We start from the raw sequence: 16,490 nt of genomic DNA, 5'->3' as shown, positions 1-16,490 counted from the left end.
GTTAAACCGGGAATAATTCATGTTAAACCGGGAATAATATATGAAAATAGCAAACTCTGCAAGCAAGTACATTCAGCATACCAGTAAATAGCACAATCTGAGAAAAGACAAAGCAGAAGTATTGAAAAATTACGAAAAGATAGGAGCAGGATTTTTGAGAATTGAAAAGAATAGGAGCAGAATCAATCAAAAGCTGAGAAAGGATCCGCGGGACATGAAAAGAGCAGAAACTCTTGAGATAGCCCTGAAAAACAGAATTTTGAAAAGAGGAATGAGAGGTTTAACCGTTTCGCTGGTTAAAACCAATTAATATCAAGGCAGTTATTTTTTGTCGGTTAAGTTGTACAATTAATTAAGCAGTTACTTAAGATAGCCTTTACGCTCGAGCCACTCGATCTGAGGTCTTGTATATTTCCAGATAACATCGGCCTTTGTATCCTGGATTTCCCATGGAGTGACAATTACGACATCCCCCTCACGAATCCACATCTTCTTGTTCTTGGACCCGGGGATTCTCCCCATTCGGACAACACCGTCCATACACTGTAAATTGACCCTCTTTGAACCTAAAAGGCTTCCTACCGTTGCCAGTACTTCATGGTTCTCCTTGCGTGGAGTGCGTACCCTTGTTACTTCCTGAGTACTGGGTGCAGCTGATCCTTCTCTTCTCTTTCTCATATTGCTTCTATAATTAGCCAGGTTGATTCCTCGTTTGTTTATTTTGATTTTGAACTTTTGATTTTGAACTTTTGATTTTATTTTTTGATCTTATTTTTTGACCAATTTTTATTCTGAGGTTTTGATTTTGAATTCCGAGATAATATGCCGGTTTTAATTATCGACCTTAGTTTCTTCTATGACATCACAAGGATGGATTGAACCCCTATACAATTATCGATCCCCGATAGCATTTTAGTTTGAAGGTTCATAAATGGATAGGAAGTTAAAAACCTATAGAAAGCATAAAAGGCCTGAAATTTAACATAAATCTGAAACCTCAAAAACCACTTTATAGGGGTACCGCCGACCCAATCCGTGATCCCCTGAAGAAAAGAGGCTTAAAAACTATCCAGATTGGAATATTAATAAATTTTAATTGATATATAATCTTTGATTGACATCTGAGTAACAATTCCAATAATTAATTCCAATAATTCGGCACTCAATAAACAAATTCAAGATAATTGAGGATCCGATGCCATTTACCTCAGTATAAGGCAAAAAACACAGATGAAAAGTGAAAAAGTGTTGCTGTAAGAGCTTACAGGGCAACACCTTGTATTAAGAAATCAAATTTAGAACTTCCTGTGGTTTGGAAGGCAGTCTCTACAGTAAACCGGTCTTCCTTCAGTTGGCTTAAAGGGAACTTCGGTTTCAACACCGCAATCTGAACAAATAACCTTGTGCATTTCCCTGGGGCCGCTGTTGCCGCCTCTGAAACCCCCGCGGTTACCATCTCTGCCACCGCGGCCACTGTCTCTCCCCCTGTAGGAGTTTCCTCTGTCATTAAAACCCATTTTAGTTTCACCTCCGCTTTCAGCGGTACACATATTCATAAAAATATGATTGGATATAATTTATTATTTAAACCAAAAATGGAGTTTTCAATAACAGATTATATTTCTCATTATTTTTACTAATTCTACAACCTTTTTATGATATATAAATTTAATCTGCAGAATTCATAAAAAAGGGAGCTCTCTCCCTTAAGACAGAGGTTGAATTAAAAACTTGACCCGAAAATAAATGAGTAAAGTTGGAAACCCGATTATCAGCAGGTTTCCGGATATAAAGCTTGATATAGAAAATTTTAGAATTTATGGGATTTAGAACTTCCTGTGTTTCGGAAGGCAGTCCCTGCAGTAAACCGGTCTTCCTTCAGCCGGTTTGAACGGAACCTGGGTCTCTACACCGCAGTCAGAACAAACTGCTGGGTACATTTCTCTGGGACCGCTGCTGCCGCCTCTGAAACCCCCGCGGCTGCCGCTGTCTCTGCCACCCCGGTTGCTGTCTCTCCCCCGGTAGGAATTCCCTCTGTCATTAAAACTCACTCTTGTTTCACCTCCGCTTATAGCGGATAACCTCTTAGTTGCTATAAAAATAAGATCCTATACATTCTTTTATTAAAAACAAAAATGAAGTTTTTAATAACAGATTATATGATTCTTTATTTTTACTGCAAATATGACCCAAGACATTATAATATATAAATCTATCTCAAGGGAAAAGAAGCCTGACAAAAATCCTTTCATGCCCTCAAAACCTCGTTCACCTTGAATCCGATCGTTTTTCCGGATAAAGAAACTGAACCTCAAATGTTTCCAATTTGTCCCATATTTCCTTTATCTATTCTTAATTCACCTTAGTTATATTTTATTTCTTTATTTATATCAGAAATCTTGAATATTTTTTAAGATTTCAATATATTTTCAAAAACATGCCTGGGAACCCCAGATAAGAAATACCTGAATGTTTGAAGAATATCAGAATATCCAAAAAAATATCTGAATGTTCAAAGAATATATGAGTATCTGAGAATAGGCAAAATTGAGGGCAGGGAAAGGCAAATCATCGGACGATGAAATGGACCAAGGAACTGATAATGAATAAAAGAAAATAATCCATTGATGAACTACTATTACCTGCTGTTACTGGCAATAGCATTTGAAGTATGCGGGACTACCTGCATGAAATTATCCGAAGGCTTTACAAAACTGCTCCCTTCGGTATTGATTTTCGTGTTCTATGCGATCAGTTTCTTTCTCTTCACACTTGCCCTTAAAGGAATAGATGTGAGCGTTGCATATGCAATATGGGCTGGTCTCGGAACTGCCCTTATCACCATCGTAGGGATTTTATGGTTCAGGGAACCTGCCACAGCTCTCAAAATGATTTCTCTTATCGTTGTAATTACAGGAGTTATCGGGCTTCATCTGAGTGATAAAGTCACATAATCGGGCAGAATATCAATAGGCTAGAATACCAAAGTATTCTGTGAAATGGGTTATGTAAGCAGAACTGAGAAGTTTAGTACCCCGGAAAAATGCATACATTAGCCTGAGGCTCAAAGCTTTTTAGCTACAACTACAAACCCGTTAATTCTGTTACCTGTTCTGGTTTTGAGCTCTTCTACCCTGAAATAGTCAATCTCAAACCCACCGTCTACCAGCAGGAACACAAGCTCTTTTTCGGAAAAATGATGTGCAATAAATTCAACATCTCCTGTTTCAGGGTTAAGGGCAAGGAAAGAACCTTCTTCTTTTGTAACCGGAAAATCCTGCATGTAGCGCTTTCTGTAAAGCTTGAGGTGCCAGTTCTGGGCAAATTCCACAAGATAAAGGTAACCCCCGGGTTTCAGGACTCGGAAAGCCTCCTGAAGAATCCTGACTCTTGCCTGCGGCTCCGGCACAGAGGTCAAAAAAGCCTGCATGATTTCAAAATCGAAACTTGAATCGTGAAAAGGGAGATCAGAAGCATTCCCAACCTTAAATTCAGCCCTTCCTTCTGTCTTTCGATTGTGTTCCAGACTTTTTGCTGCAGCTTTCGAAAGTCTGATCGCTTCGGAGTTTATATCTATTCCTGTTACCGAATACCCCAGGGAAGCAAGTTCAAAGCTAATTTTTCCAAAACCGCATCCGATGTCGAGAATTTTATAGCCTTCCTGCAGATAACTTTGAACTATGGGATAAAGCTCAAGGCTTGAAGGTATTTTCTTTCCGGGAACCGTTTCCCAGTATGATTTTGGCATAGAGAAGCAAATACAGGTACAGGATAAAGAAGATTTCGAAATCAATAAAATATTTTGAGATACTCCCTCCAAATAATTTGACCTGTTATTCCTGCGGTCAGAAGGCCAATGTCAACTGTGCATGAAAAGGAGAAAGATGGAATTCAACCTTGAGGATTCTGAAAGACAGGAATAGAAAAAGATGAGATCATGAAAGGCGAGACAGAAAACAAAATGAGGAAGACAATATGAAGAAAAAGGGGTGAAAAAAATAAAAAAGGGGTTTGGGAGTAGATTGTTCATTTGGAATCGATAAAGAATAAAGATATTTCAGGCAACACCTGAATCCGCCCTACAGGCGTTGCCTGAAAAATGCTTATTGTTAAGAGCTAATCCCGTTAACATGTACCTTGACACCGCCTCAGTACTGTTAATCCAGGATTTTATCCCACAGCGTACCTGTGACAACCTGTCCAGGTACTACTATTTAATGGGATAACTCGGCAGCTTCTGTTGTGGGTTTCCGGAAGGATCGGATCGTTGACATCAATATGGGTACAACAGATGCCACCGTTTCAGGACGATGTGCCCTTAACATTCAGGTTTCTCTCAATGTTTTTGGAGTACATACTTTTTGGAGATTAGTTCCTTCTGTTTTTGAGACCTTTATTCCTTCGATTTTTTAAAGACCTTTATTCCTTCTTGTTTAAAGATCTTTTAATTCCCAGAGATTGTTTTCAAAGCCTTTCGTTTTGCCTTAAAAACAATTTTGGGATAGTACTTCATATTGTAAAATTAGAATATAAGTATACTTTTTGCAATAGTTTTGTTACCGGAAAGGATTGATACTTTTAAAACTTGATAATACTTTATTTTCCTTGATAAAAGATCTGCGAAATTTATATTCCGGAAAGAGTAGATATAAGCCCTTTTATCAAACATACAGGAGATTTATCAAAAATTAAACAGTCATTGACCCTTTATTGATATTTTCTACGCATTTAAATCTGTAATATGAGGCTTCTTGATAATTAAGATCCCCAAGTTCCTTACAAGTATTTGAATCTCTATTTCAGGGTTGAAAACCCTGAAGAGCCTTACAGGTTATTTACACCCGATATAGTTCGCGGAAAGGACGAAATACATGCAGAAGACTTGCAGGAGGCTTACGGAAGGCTTCAAAAATTTCAGAACAACTCTCCATTAAACTGCAGCCGTGCTGTTGCAACAGATAAAAAATGAACCAGAATCAAGGCGAACCGGATCAAAATACTCCAAATTCTGGAAGGGAAATACTATAAAGCACAGAACCAGCATAATATTCTGTAATGGGGTCGGATGCGGAAACTTCCTCTGTAGATGGGAAGGCACTTTTTCCTCTGTATACCATAACGTTTATCGGAACCCTGGGGTTTGGCATCATACTTACTTTTCTTGTATTTCTTGTGACAAAATACGGAGGCAACGCCCTTGTCTATGGTATACTTGCCTCCACCTATCCGGCTTTTCAGCTTATTGGAGCCCCCATCCTGGGCAGGTGGTCCGACCTTTACGGAAGGAAGAAAATCCTGTTACTGAGCCAGATCGGGACCCTTATTGCCTGGATTATTTTTTTTGTCGCCCTGTTCTTTCCCATAACTCCCCTGGTAGAAATCAGGTCTAACCTGCTGGGCATTTTTACGATTACCCTTCCCCTACTCGCGCTCTTTTTTGCTAGGGCTCTTGATGGCATTACAGGAGGAAACGTATCTGTTGCCAATGCATATCTTGCGGACCTTACATCCGAAGAAGAGAGAAATAAAAACTATGGCAGGATGTCTGTTGCCTCAAATCTGGGCTACGTCTTTGGCCCTGCTCTTGCAGGAATTCTTGGAACGACGGTCTACGGCGAAATTCTGCCCGTATCCGTAGCTCTGCTTATCTCAGTTGTAGGGACTCTTATCGTGCTTTTTCTGCTCCCGGAATCCCGGCCCTGCACCCTTGAAGAATACCCGGAACCCACGGGTATAAGAAAAGTCCTCGGACAGGAACAAAAAGAGTGCTATCAGGTTGAGGCAGGAAACAAAGTAAGTTTTCGTGAGATTTTCAGGCTCGAATACATCCCCTTTATGCTGCTTGTTTACTTCCTTATCTTTCTGGGCTTTAATATCTATTATACTGCATTCCCGATCTTTGCGGTTGTTGCCCTTGAATGGAACCCTGCCGAACTGGGGGTTTATTTTTCCTTAATCAGCATATTCATGGCTTTTGTGCAGGGCCCGGTCCTCGCAAAACTTGCAAAAAGATACCCTGAGTCAATTCTGGTTGTTGCCGGCAGCTTTATTCTGGGACTGCAGTTCATTCTGATAATCCCCGGGAACCTCGTTCTCTTATATCTGGCAGCGGTCTGCTTTGCATTCGGAAACGGGATTATGTGGCCTTCTATCCTTTCAATCCTCTCGAAATTCGCAGGGAAAAAATATCAGGGCTCGGTACAGGGCTTTGCGATGAGTGCAAGCAGCCTCGCAAGCATAATCGGCCTTCTTGCAGGAGGTCTGCTTTATACGCAGCTGGGAGTGATAGCCTTTCTGATCGCAGCTACAATCATATATCTTGTCTTCTTCCTCTCATTCAGGCTCGTTAAAATTGAAAAAGCCGAAATCGAAGGAAATAATAGTTAATAAAATTTCAGCTGATACTTCCAGAAACAATTGAGCTTATAAATTACCAGATGGTGCAGGATGACGAAGCATCGGAATTCCCACAGCCGCAGCATAAGTTCGGTTACTCGTTCATCAGGACACTCAGCAAACAGGCCAGGAAGAAAAGCGTTCATTTTTGCCCTTGGTCTGGCAGTTATTTTCCTGACTTTTAGTGCAGCATCTGCTTCTCCTATAAAGTCGAATGTTACCTCAAACGCCAGCGGGCCAACAAATTCAGCAGAGCTGGAAGCTTTCATGGATGGAGCTGTAAATGCGCAGCTCAAAGCTAATCATATTCCCGGAGCAACTGTAGCTGTGGTCAAAGACGGCCAGATCATTTTTGCCAAAGGCTATGGTTATGCCGACATTGATAAACGCCAACCGGTCGTTGGAAATCAAACTCTTTTCCGTGTGGGCTCTGTCAGCAAACTCTTCGTATGGACAGCAGTGATGCAGCTTGCTGAACAGGGAAAGCTGGACCTCGATGCCGATGTTAACACTTATCTCAAGGACTTCCAGGTCCCTGCTACCTATTCCAAGCCTATTACCCTCAAGAACCTTATGTCCCATACATCGGGCTTCGAAGATTTAGCTATCAGTGGACGCTTTTTTGTGCACAACTCAACTGACATTATGCCGCTCGAGGAGTACCTGAAAAAGGGAATGCCTGCTCGAGTGCGCCCTCCTGGAGAACTAACCGCCTATTCGAACTACGGCTCTGCCCTGGCTGCATATATTGTTGAGCAGGTATCTGGAATGCCTTTTGATAGGTATGTGGAAGAGAATATCCTGCTTCCGCTGGATATGAACAATACGACATTCGACCAGCCCTTACCAGCCAGACTGGCTTCGAATATGTCCAACGGATATGTCTATTCGAATAACGCTTACACAGCCAAACCATTTGAATACGTGCAGGTCTGGCCGGCAAGTTCTATGAGTTCCACCTCTGAGGATATGGCGAAATTCATGATTGCTCATCTTCAAAACGGAAGGTATGGCGATAAGCGTATACTGCAGGAGGCTACAGCACAGCAAATGCATAGCCGCCTCTTTACGAACGCTCCAGGGGTTAACGGTGTAACTTATGGATTTCTGGAGATAAATCCGGAAAATCCGAGAGTTATAGGGCATGAAGGCGACACTATCCTGTTCCACACCCAGCTGGCGCTGATACCAGAAAGTCAACTTGGCCTTTTTATCTCCTTGAACGAAGAGGATAGCGAATCGGCAGCCTTTGAGTTACTGCAGGCTTTTATGGATCATTACTATCCCACGCCGCCTCCCCCGGTCCCGGAACCCATCCCCGGATTTGGAAAGAATGCAAGTCTTTTTGCTGGCAACTATCGCCCAACAAGGAGTGCCTACACTAATTTTGAAAAATTAACCTCTATCTCCCAGAGGATACGGATATCTCCGGGCTCGAACAGCACCCTCATAATTTCTCAGCTCACCGGAGGGTCAAAAAAATGGATAGAAGTAAAACCGCTTACTTTCATCCCGGCTGATGGTCTGCCTTCCCAGGACGGCCTGGTCTTTGGCAAAGATAGCCAGGGCCACATAAATTATCTCTTCATAAAACTGGATCCCACGGCAGCCTATGAGAAAGTGCCCTGGCACGATGATCTCAGCATTAATCTTTTCCTGCTGGGAACTTGCATTCTCCTTTTCTTATCGACGCTCATCTGGCCGATAAGCCTGATTATCAAGCACTCTCCTCGAGAACCCAAAAAACCTGTCAGAGCTGCCAGATTGTTTGCAGGCGGAGCCAGCGTGATTAACCTTCTGTTCCTGATAGGGTTAATATTTCTTTTCCGGGATAAAACTGCAAATGTAGAATTTATATACTCTGTCTCTACCTTCCTGATACTCCTGTTAGCAATTGCCCTGATAGCTGCGATTTTGGCGCTGGGATCTTCCGTATTCGTAGTCCTTGCGTGGAAAGATAACTACTGGAGCTATCCCGAAAGAATTCATTACAGTCTGGTGGTCCTGGCTCTGCTGGTGTTTGTCTGGTGGCTCAATAACTGGAACCTGCTTGGGTTCAGATTCTAATTTGATCTTATGCCTATGAGAATTGATCGAATTCTTGAGTTACGTGCACTGTCAGGAGGAGAAGTACTCGGAAATTTCCTGAGTATTAAAGTTGAGAAACCTGCAGATCCAAAATATGTTCTCAAACTTTGCTTTAAGAAAATATTCAAATTAATAAAATAAAAAAAGAAACTATTTTTCAACTAGAACCTGGAGAATAAATTCTGGGAAGCAATCGAAAGTAGAAAACCGGTTTATATGACGAAGCGTAAAACCCCTGAGTCTTTAGCTCAGGGGATATAAGCGTCAACTTCAACCCTGATTCCGTGTATAATATTCGGCGGCTTCTTTACTCACATTTCCGATAGTAGAAGCAAAATATCCATCGCTCCAAGCGAAATATCCATCGCTCCATAACGTCTTCTCACCTCAATAATACTTTTCCGGATCTTCTTTTTGTATTTTCCATATCCTATTCGTAGATTCCTGTTTCAGTTTTCGGACAATAGATAGAACACTGACTTTCGGTTCGCTCTATTCTTGTTCAAGCTGCTAACCTTCAGGAAAATAACGCCGGATGAGATAGAACCTGGTCTGGAATCGAAAAGTCATATTAAAAACAAAAATCTTAAATTCTTTAAGAACCTTTCAAAGTAAGGATGTATCCTGCTGGCCCGTCCCTTCTGGAATTCATAATAGATAATTTCAACACTGAAAATCTGCCCAGAAAAATAAAAAATTTATTATATTTTACAATTGGTGTGTTTGCTTCTGCAATTATCTTTTTTTGCATTTTTCGCCTGCTTAGAATAGCTTTTTTATCAATATGGCATCAGTAGCCACTATTTAGAAAAGAATGAATCACAACTTTTTAATAAATTTCCTTAACCCGTCCAACCTGCCCATCCGCTAATTGAACTTTTATCCCATGCGGATGGGTCGAAGAATTGGTCAAAATTCTCTTTACAACGCCCTGGGTGATTTTCCCGGTTTTCTGGTCCTGCTTTAAGACAATTCCTACTTTTAATCCTTCTTTAATATTTGCTCTGATACTCCCTTTGCTCATGGCAGTAGGTAAATTCGTTATTATATAAATCCGTGGGTAACTTTCAATCATGGGTAACTTTCAATCCATGGGTAACTTTCAATCCGTGGGTAACTTTCCAGGCTTAAGTAAAGTATTCGTCCGGCTCAGGAGGTATTCTTCAATAAGGTTTAAAAAATTGTCACTGCTTCTTTTTTTCTCTGCTTTCAAGCCTGTCAATTATCCTGGGCCAGAGGGACAGGGAGATTATCATGGTGATCACAAGAACAAAGATAGAACCCGCAGCGATATCTACCATAGTGTAGGATACTTCCCCCCGGTACATGTTGACTAACAAAGTCCCAAGCAGAAAGAGGTTCATCAGCACCAGCGAGGTAGCAATACTTGAGATTAACACGAGTCTGGCCCTTTTGTCTTTGGATCCGAATTTTACCATAGAATTCACCATCAATAAATACATGTTCGGAATTCCCGAAAACTTAACCTTTAACAGGTTCATCGGAGGAGTTTTGAAAGTACGCATGCAGAAAAGTTAGCAAGATATCCTTCATGCATGCGTTTTTTGGCTTTTCTTTTTTCAAATCTGCTCTAAATTATTCAGCTTCGAAAATATCTGCCCTGAACTTATTTAATCCTGCTTCTTTTCATCAGCAGGGAATTGGTTGTTACGGAAACCGAACTCAATGCCATGAAAGCGGCAGCCAATGCCGGTGTAATCAAAATCTGATAGAAAATGGGGTACAGGATTCCTGCTGCAATAGGGATACCTATCGTATTGTATCCGAAGGCCCAGGTCAGATTTTGCTTGATCTTATTAATGGTAAGCCGGCTCAGTTTAAGCGCTGCGACCACATCTTTAGGGTCGTTTTTTATAAGCACTATTTTTGCCGATTCCATTGCCACATCCGTACCTGCCCCCATAGCGATTCCCACGTCGGACTGAATGAGGGCGGGGGCATCATTAATGCCGTCGCCTACCATACCGACAAGTTTGCCTTCCATCTGGAGCTTTTTGATTTCGTTTGCTTTGTCTTCGGGCAGCACCTCGGCAAGCACTCTCGGGATCCCGACCTCAGCTGCAATTGCTCCGGCTGTGATTGCGTTATCTCCGGTTATCATAACTACTTCGATGCCCATTTTATTCAGAGTCTCGACTGCATCTTTAGAGTTCTCCTTCAGAGTATCGGCAACCGCAACAAGCCCTATGGCTTCGTCCCCTGAAGCTACAAGCATTGCAGTTTTCCCATGTTCTTCAAATGTGCGCATCTCAGTTTCCAGGCCCTCAAAAGGAATCGAGCTTTCTTCCATAAGCTTGCGGGTCCCGAGCAGAATCTTCTGGTCTTCAATGTAGGCTTCGATTCCTTTTCCGGGAATCGAACGGAATTTTTTTGCCTCGGCAAGGCTGATTTTCCTGTCCTCCGCGCCTTTTACGATGGCCTCTCCCAGTGGGTGCTCGGATCCTTTTTCAGCCGTTGCGGCAATGAAAAGTACTTCGTTTTCTTCGCGGCCGGGAACTGCAAATACGTCCGTAAGTTTCGGAGTGCCTTCGGTCAGGGTCCCGGTTTTGTCAAACACGATAGTGTTGAGTTTATGGGCCCTCTCAAGGGCTTCCCCGCCTTTGATCAGAATCCCGTTTTCTGCACCTTTGCCGGTCCCGACCATAATGGCTGCAGGGGTTGCGAGCCCAACTGCACAGGGACAGGAGATTACAAGGACAGTGATAGCTATAAGCAGGGAGAAAAGGAAAGGGCTTATCCCTCCGAGCTCTGCGGACTCTCCTACCCCGTAACGCCAGTAACCGATGAAAAACCAGAAGAAGAAAGCCAGAAGGGCAATTATATGGACGGCTACGATGAAGTTGCCGGCAAAAACATCTGCGATCCTCTGGATTGGAGCCTTGTTGGTCTGGGCTGCTTCTACAAGCCTGATTATCTGGGCAAGGGCTGTATCGGCTCCGACCTTTGTAGCCCTGAACCTGAAAGACCCTGTTTTGTTAAGAGTAGCACCAATAACCGTGTCCCCTGTACCTTTTTCGACCGGAATACTCTCCCCGGTAATCATGGACTCGTCTATTGCAGAGCTGCCTTCAACTATAACCCCGTCAACTGGTATCTTTTCTCCGGGGCGGACCACAACAATGTCACCGACAACAACCTCTTCTACAGGGACCTCTTTTTCCTCCCCGTCTACAAGTATCCTGGAGGTTTTAGCCCTTAACCCCATCAGTTTTCGGATGGCTTCCGAGGTCCGACCCCTTGCTCTTGCTTCAAGGTATCTGCCAAAGACTATGAAAATAATCAGGAAAGCAACGGTGTCATAGTAAAGAGAGTTATATCCCGGCCCCAGGTCAAGGAAAGTTGACGCTACACTGATAAGATAAGCCGATCCAGTCCCGGCAGCAATCAGCAGGTTCATATCAGTTACGCCATGCTTGAAACCCTTGAAAGTCCCCACAAAAAACTGCCTGCCCGGAAAAAGCAGGACAAGAGTAGACAGTACAAACAGTACCATCGGGTTGGAAAAGATTGGGGGTACAAACGAGAGGAAAGGAAGCATCATGCTCATGTTTCCCAGAGAGATGGGAATCCCCAGCAAAAGAGCAATTATCAGGTTGTTTTTCTGCCTGCGGATCTCAGCTTCCCTTGAAACCTGTTCTCTGTCTTCATACTCCACAGTTTCAGCCTGGACCGAGGCTCCGTACCCGATTCCCTTAACTGCAGAAATAATTTCCCTGACAGAGATACGGGAGGAGTCAAATTCCACAAAGGCTTTTTCAAGCGGGAAGTTTACGGAAACCGAGATTACGCCATCGGTTTTATTGAGGATCTTCTCAATGTTTGCAGCACATGAGGCGCAGCTCATGCCCTGGAGGTTCAGGGTTACTTTATCTTTCTCGACTTTATATCCTATGGATTCGATTGCCTCTCCAATTTCCTGAGGAGAGATAAGGGAAGGCTCAAAGCTGACCTTTGCCCTCCCGAGTTCCAGATTAACAGCTACGGAGGCAACACCCTCCTTTTTCTTCAGGACCTTCTCGATATTCAGGGCACAGGCCGAGCAGGTCATCCCGGAAACTCCGAGGGTGATTTCTTTTAAGCCTTTATTCTGACCTGCGAGATAGGATTCTTCTTTTTCTGCTTCCTCTGCGAGGGGAACCAGGGGGCATGCTTCGGTCAGGGGGCACGTCTGAGGAGCTCCTTCGACTTCTTCTTCCGCTCCCTTTTCGGTCCTCTCGTCCTCTCCCTCTCCCACACCCGTTTCCGATCCTTCTAAAGCCCCCTCAGAAGATTCTAAAACCGGCCCTGCAGGTGCTTCTCCCCGGGCAGGTTCTGGGGTTTCTATCCGGGTCTCCTCTTCAGTTTCTACTTCGGGTTCTGTAGAATACCCGGCCTTCAGGACAGTCCCTTTAATATCGTCAGGGCTTACCTTCCCAGGATCAAAAATAACAGTTGCACTCTCGGCTTCGAGATTGACATCTACAGACTCCACGCCCTCAAGAGAAGAAATAGCATCCGCTACTCTTTTCTGGCAGTGACCACAGGTCATGCCGTAAACTCCTATCGTAACTTCCATCGGATATGCCGCCTATTCTGTTTTTTTAGAAACTCTCGGAGTTATATAACTTCTCCGGGCTCCAATATTTATTTATAACCAACTAATTTATAACCAGCTAATTTATAACCAGCTAATTTATAACCAACTTTTTCAAACAGGGGCTTCACCCATATAATTAGAATTTGTGCCTTTTAATACAATTAGTCTTTGAAACAGATGATATATATAATTTACATGATAATTTCAATAGTTCGTATCCGGCTTCTCGAAAAGCGGCCCTAACTTTCTTCAGCTCTGCTTTCTTTTCATCATACTCAACAATTATCTATTTTTTCCGAAAGTTCACGCCCGCTTTCCGTACGCCTTCAAAGACTTAAATTGTTTTTTGACTCTAATAACGCAATCCTTACAGGATATTCCTTCACCCCTTATGGTTTATTGATTCAAAGTTTCAATCTACTATAATACGCTCGAAACAATACCTACTAAATTCATAAAAATTATATGAAAATGATACAAGTAGATTCTGTATATTCAGCGGGGATTTACAGGTATGGAGCTTCAACCGGGGTGCAAAAGACTCTAATTCCCAATAATTACACAACAACCTCTCACCTGTATTATTGCACTTCCTTTTCTTTATGCATCCATGATAATGGATCTTTACCGTCTTCAAACATAGCTCCAAAAGTCTCAAATTTGCCTATATCGCTGGCAGTACTGAAATGCATCCCACGGTCCGATCCTGTCATCATCAAGGGTTTAGCCTTTTCTATATCCCACGAACCGTCTTCCTTGTTATATATATTATCTTCCACCTCAAGATGTACTACTTTACCGAGAATCAGCAGATAAGGGAAGCCACCGTATACTTCTTCATGTATACTATGCAGTTTGCATTCCATCCATGCATAGCAGCCGTCAATTCCCGGTGCTTTTACCTTCTTTGAAGGTCTTTCCTTTAAACCGGCCAATTCGAATTCATCAACATTGAAAGGAACATGCATGGCTGTTGGAATCACTTTATCCGCCATGTCAACACCAGGCATATTAAGAACAAACTCTTGCGTACTTTTGATATTGGCATATGTGTCTCTCATTTTCGCTGAAGCAACACAAACTAAATCCAGTGGTCGTAAAACAGGCATAACGCAAGAATATGGGGCTATATTTCGAATACCATCTTCACTGATAGTGGATATAAATACTACCGGCAAGGGTATCAGCGATTCTCTCTTAAAATTTTCTAATATCATATTACCACCAGTTTCCATCGAACTTTAGTTAACAAAATTAATATTTTTTCCAAACAGTATTATTAATCCAATAAAATGAATCGAAAATTCAATCCCAAACCATGAAAGAATAGCTTTTAAATCGTTGAAATAAAGCTATTGAAAGTTTTAAAATAGGACTTACGCACAGGGCAGAAAAACACATAAGTACACGCTGCAATTTAAAACACTGCATTTAAGCATTTAATGGTTTAAAGCCCTCAATAATTTTCAGTTCAATTTCGTAAGTCCTATATTTTTAAGAAATCAGTTAATCATATTCACTTATTGAAATTGTATTCTTTCTTTCAGGAATGAGATCCCGAAACTAAAAAATCTGAAATCGATTCGATTTCCGGAAGTTCAACGTTTAGCTCCTCGCCAGCAAATCCCGCCTGAAAAACTTCCGGGCTCGATGGAATTGAAGCCAGGATATTAGTTTTGCCCAAAGCTTCCATCATTAACTGAATTCCTATTTCATCCGCACGATTAAGAATAAAATAGAATGGTTTCCCGGCTTTTTCCGTAAGTTCTCTTATTTTTTCGGAGAGCCGAATAGATTCATAAGACGGATCAAGTACCATTAATACGATGTCGCACCCCTCTTCAACCCCTCTTCCGAAATGCTCTATCCCTGCTTCCGTATCCACAAGTATCAGGTCTTCGGATGTAGTTTCAATATTAGTCAGTAAATTTCTTGCAAGTGCACCCATAGGACAGGCGCAACCTTCCCCGAAATCGTGAATTTTGCCGATAGCCATCACTTTTATGTTCTCTTTTTTTACAGTGTAAGCCTCAGGAATGTCGGATATTTGCCATTTATTTTCAAAAAGACTTAAAGTATCACCTCTCTGATATGCCCCCATCAATTTTTCTCCCAGGTTTCTCTTTCCCCCCAGATAATTCATGAAATCTTCGGGCAATCCAACCCCAAGCTGCCTGTGAAGCCCGAAATTTGATTCGTCACTGTCCACTACAAGCACATTGTACCCTCTTTTAGCCATAGATTTTGCAAGCATGGCAGTGATCGTACTCTTGCCACTGCCCCCTTTACCACATATAAGAACTTTCATTCAGTCACCTCTACAAAAAACTTTACTTATTTGCTTTTTCAAAAGAACAAACAATAATAAAAAAACTTTAAATAATAGCACTTATTATTAATAATCATAATAATTTTGATAGTATTAATAATATCAAGTTTATAGTGATAAAGTAACTATGAAAAAGAATAGTAATGGGATTTGCCTGTGCCCTCTCGAAGGAATTATCACCACAATATCCAAAAAGTGGGCTATCCTCATTATCAGTGCCCTCGGACATCATGAAAGATTACGATTCCACGACCTCATGGGTGTTCTTGAAGGGATCAGCCCCAAGACGCTTACGGATATGCTAAAAGAACTTCAGAAAGAGGGCTTGATCCAACGGGAAGCATTTGCCGAGATACCTCCGCGGGTTGAATACTATTTGACAGAAGATGGAAAAAAGCTTTGTGAGGCAGTTATTCCTTTGATACAATGGGTCGAAAATCGGGATGATATACATCAGAAAAACACATAGTCATCCCGATGTATTATCCCGGGCATTTTCTTCAATATCGCGCAAACATCAGCCTTTCAAATAGTTTTCTCAATAGCCATAGTTATATCTTCAGACTGACTTTTTGAGGGTCAATTAACAATTACACCTTCTAACTCTTATTTATCCTCAAAAATACATCTTCATGAAAAAATAGCCTCTGCTACCCTTTTCTGGCAGTGACCACGGGTCATGCTGAAAACTCCTAGCGTTATTTCATCGGATATGCCGCCTATCCAGAGTTTTCGGACTGCCTGTCCGTTTAAAAAGCTTTTACAGTTTCCCAGATATTTTTATAACCTGCTTCAAGCAGGGTCATCCTTATGACATGCGAATCGGTTATCCGGCTGTCATAGGTTACATTTACCGTCCTTTCAGGGACGTTTACGCTTACGCGAGACACCCCGTTAATAGAGGTAATGAGCCTGGTAACCGTGTCTCTGCAATACTTGCAAATCATATCATCTACTACAAGCGTTGTTTCCCCGATGAATTCACCCCCAGAACATCAGCTGCTTTAAAATAGACGCTTTACCCATGTTATAAAAGTCTGTACCTTTTACTATATAATGAATTCCTCGAACCCAAAAAAT

17 protein-coding genes and 1 pseudogene are annotated in these 16,490 nt (G+C 42.0%); 6 read left to right on the top strand and 12 right to left on the bottom strand.

The genetic code is table 11. The features are described 5' to 3' along the window. The first annotated feature begins 121 nt into the window (after positions 1 to 121). The gene (locus MA_RS07015; RefSeq protein ID WP_048065094.1) at positions 122 to 310 is read left to right on the top strand and encodes a hypothetical protein; all 189 of its coding nucleotides are present in this window, start codon (positions 122 to 124) and stop codon (positions 308 to 310) included. Positions 311 to 360: 50 nt separating this feature from the next. Here MA_RS07015 and eif1A read toward each other — a convergent pair whose 3' ends face one another. The 3 genes from eif1A to MA_RS07000 form a co-directional block, all read right to left on the bottom strand. Further along, positions 361 to 678, bottom strand: coding sequence for a translation initiation factor eIF-1A (gene eif1A / locus MA_RS07010; protein ID WP_011021369.1), 318 nt, complete (start codon positions 676 to 678; stop codon positions 361 to 363). Between the two features lie 617 nt (positions 679 to 1,295). After that, positions 1,296 to 1,517, bottom strand: a complete 222-nt coding sequence (locus MA_RS07005; protein ID WP_083755886.1) for a CxxC-x17-CxxC domain-containing protein — start codon at positions 1,515 to 1,517, stop codon at positions 1,296 to 1,298. A gap of 309 nt (positions 1,518 to 1,826) precedes the next feature. Continuing rightward, positions 1,827 to 2,051 (bottom strand): CxxC-x17-CxxC domain-containing protein, encoded by a 225-nt coding sequence (locus MA_RS07000; protein ID WP_048065093.1) that lies wholly within the window; start codon positions 2,049 to 2,051, stop codon positions 1,827 to 1,829. Between the two features lie 576 nt (positions 2,052 to 2,627). Here MA_RS07000 and MA_RS06995 point away from each other — a divergent pair. Continuing rightward, positions 2,628 to 2,954, top strand: a complete 327-nt coding sequence (locus tag MA_RS06995) for a DMT family transporter (RefSeq protein ID WP_048065092.1) — start codon at positions 2,628 to 2,630, stop codon at positions 2,952 to 2,954. 110 nt (positions 2,955 to 3,064) lie between these two features. On the opposite strand, the gene MA_RS06990 is transcribed toward MA_RS06995, so the two are convergent. Beyond that, positions 3,065 to 3,748: a class I SAM-dependent methyltransferase gene (locus MA_RS06990; RefSeq protein ID WP_048065091.1), complete on the bottom strand. Its 684-nt coding sequence runs from the start codon at positions 3,746 to 3,748 to the stop codon at positions 3,065 to 3,067. Positions 3,749 to 4,786: 1,038 nt separating this feature from the next. Here MA_RS06990 and MA_RS06985 point away from each other — a divergent pair. The 3 genes from MA_RS06985 to MA_RS06975 all read left to right on the top strand — a co-directional run bounded on the left by MA_RS06985 (position 4,787) and on the right by MA_RS06975 (position 8,463). Then, positions 4,787 to 4,969, top strand: a complete 183-nt coding sequence (locus MA_RS06985) for a hypothetical protein (protein ID WP_048065090.1) — start codon at positions 4,787 to 4,789, stop codon at positions 4,967 to 4,969. Between the two features lie 86 nt (positions 4,970 to 5,055). Further along, on the top strand, positions 5,056 to 6,387 hold the full coding sequence (locus tag MA_RS06980; protein ID WP_011021364.1) for an MFS transporter: 1,332 nt from the start codon (positions 5,056 to 5,058) through the stop codon (positions 6,385 to 6,387). A 60-nt stretch (positions 6,388 to 6,447) separates the two neighbouring features. After that, positions 6,448 to 8,463, top strand: coding sequence for a serine hydrolase domain-containing protein (locus MA_RS06975; RefSeq protein WP_011021363.1), 2,016 nt, complete (start codon positions 6,448 to 6,450; stop codon positions 8,461 to 8,463). 291 nt (positions 8,464 to 8,754) lie between these two features. On the opposite strand, the pseudogene MA_RS25195 reads toward MA_RS06975, so the two are convergent. From MA_RS25195 to MA_RS06950, 7 genes and pseudogenes are all read right to left on the bottom strand, one after another. Continuing rightward, positions 8,755 to 8,976, bottom strand: a pseudogene (locus MA_RS25195) (transposase); the annotation flags it as partial. A 103-nt stretch (positions 8,977 to 9,079) separates the two neighbouring features. Next, entirely contained in the window at positions 9,080 to 9,235 is a 156-nt protein-coding gene (locus MA_RS26660) for a hypothetical protein (protein WP_157860121.1), read from the bottom strand. 78 nt (positions 9,236 to 9,313) lie between these two features. Then, positions 9,314 to 9,508 carry a YwbE family protein gene (locus MA_RS06970; RefSeq protein WP_048066206.1) on the bottom strand — a complete coding sequence of 65 codons (195 nt, stop codon included), beginning with the start codon at positions 9,506 to 9,508 and terminating at the stop codon, positions 9,314 to 9,316. 160 nt (positions 9,509 to 9,668) lie between these two features. Next, on the bottom strand, positions 9,669 to 9,923 hold the full coding sequence (locus tag MA_RS06965) for a hypothetical protein (RefSeq protein WP_048066205.1): 255 nt from the start codon (positions 9,921 to 9,923) through the stop codon (positions 9,669 to 9,671). 188 nt (positions 9,924 to 10,111) lie between these two features. Continuing rightward, a complete protein-coding gene (locus tag MA_RS06960; RefSeq protein ID WP_011021360.1) occupies positions 10,112 to 13,060 on the bottom strand; it encodes a heavy metal translocating P-type ATPase in 2,949 nt (982 codons plus the stop codon). A 602-nt stretch (positions 13,061 to 13,662) separates the two neighbouring features. Beyond that, the gene (locus tag MA_RS06955) at positions 13,663 to 14,316 is read right to left on the bottom strand and encodes a flavin reductase family protein (protein ID WP_011021359.1); all 654 of its coding nucleotides are present in this window, start codon (positions 14,314 to 14,316) and stop codon (positions 13,663 to 13,665) included. Between the two features lie 308 nt (positions 14,317 to 14,624). Further along, positions 14,625 to 15,389, bottom strand: a complete 765-nt coding sequence (locus MA_RS06950; RefSeq protein WP_011021358.1) for a P-loop NTPase — start codon at positions 15,387 to 15,389, stop codon at positions 14,625 to 14,627. A gap of 148 nt (positions 15,390 to 15,537) precedes the next feature. On the opposite strand from MA_RS06950, the gene MA_RS06945 reads away from it, so the two are divergent. Further along, complete coding sequence (locus MA_RS06945; protein ID WP_011021357.1) at positions 15,538 to 15,879, top strand: winged helix-turn-helix transcriptional regulator; 342 nt, start codon at positions 15,538 to 15,540, stop codon at positions 15,877 to 15,879. A 280-nt stretch (positions 15,880 to 16,159) separates the two neighbouring features. Here MA_RS06945 and MA_RS06940 read toward each other — a convergent pair whose 3' ends face one another. Further along, positions 16,160 to 16,357 (bottom strand): heavy-metal-associated domain-containing protein, encoded by a 198-nt coding sequence (locus MA_RS06940; protein WP_048065088.1) that lies wholly within the window; start codon positions 16,355 to 16,357, stop codon positions 16,160 to 16,162. Positions 16,358 to 16,490 lie beyond the last annotated feature (133 nt).

Source organism: Methanosarcina acetivorans C2A (assembly GCF_000007345.1).
In the GTDB taxonomy this organism is placed as follows: Archaea; Halobacteriota; Methanosarcinia; order Methanosarcinales; family Methanosarcinaceae; genus Methanosarcina; species Methanosarcina acetivorans.
Note: the sequence above shows the minus strand (reverse complement) of the source record. Positions and strands in the feature narration are given on the sequence as shown.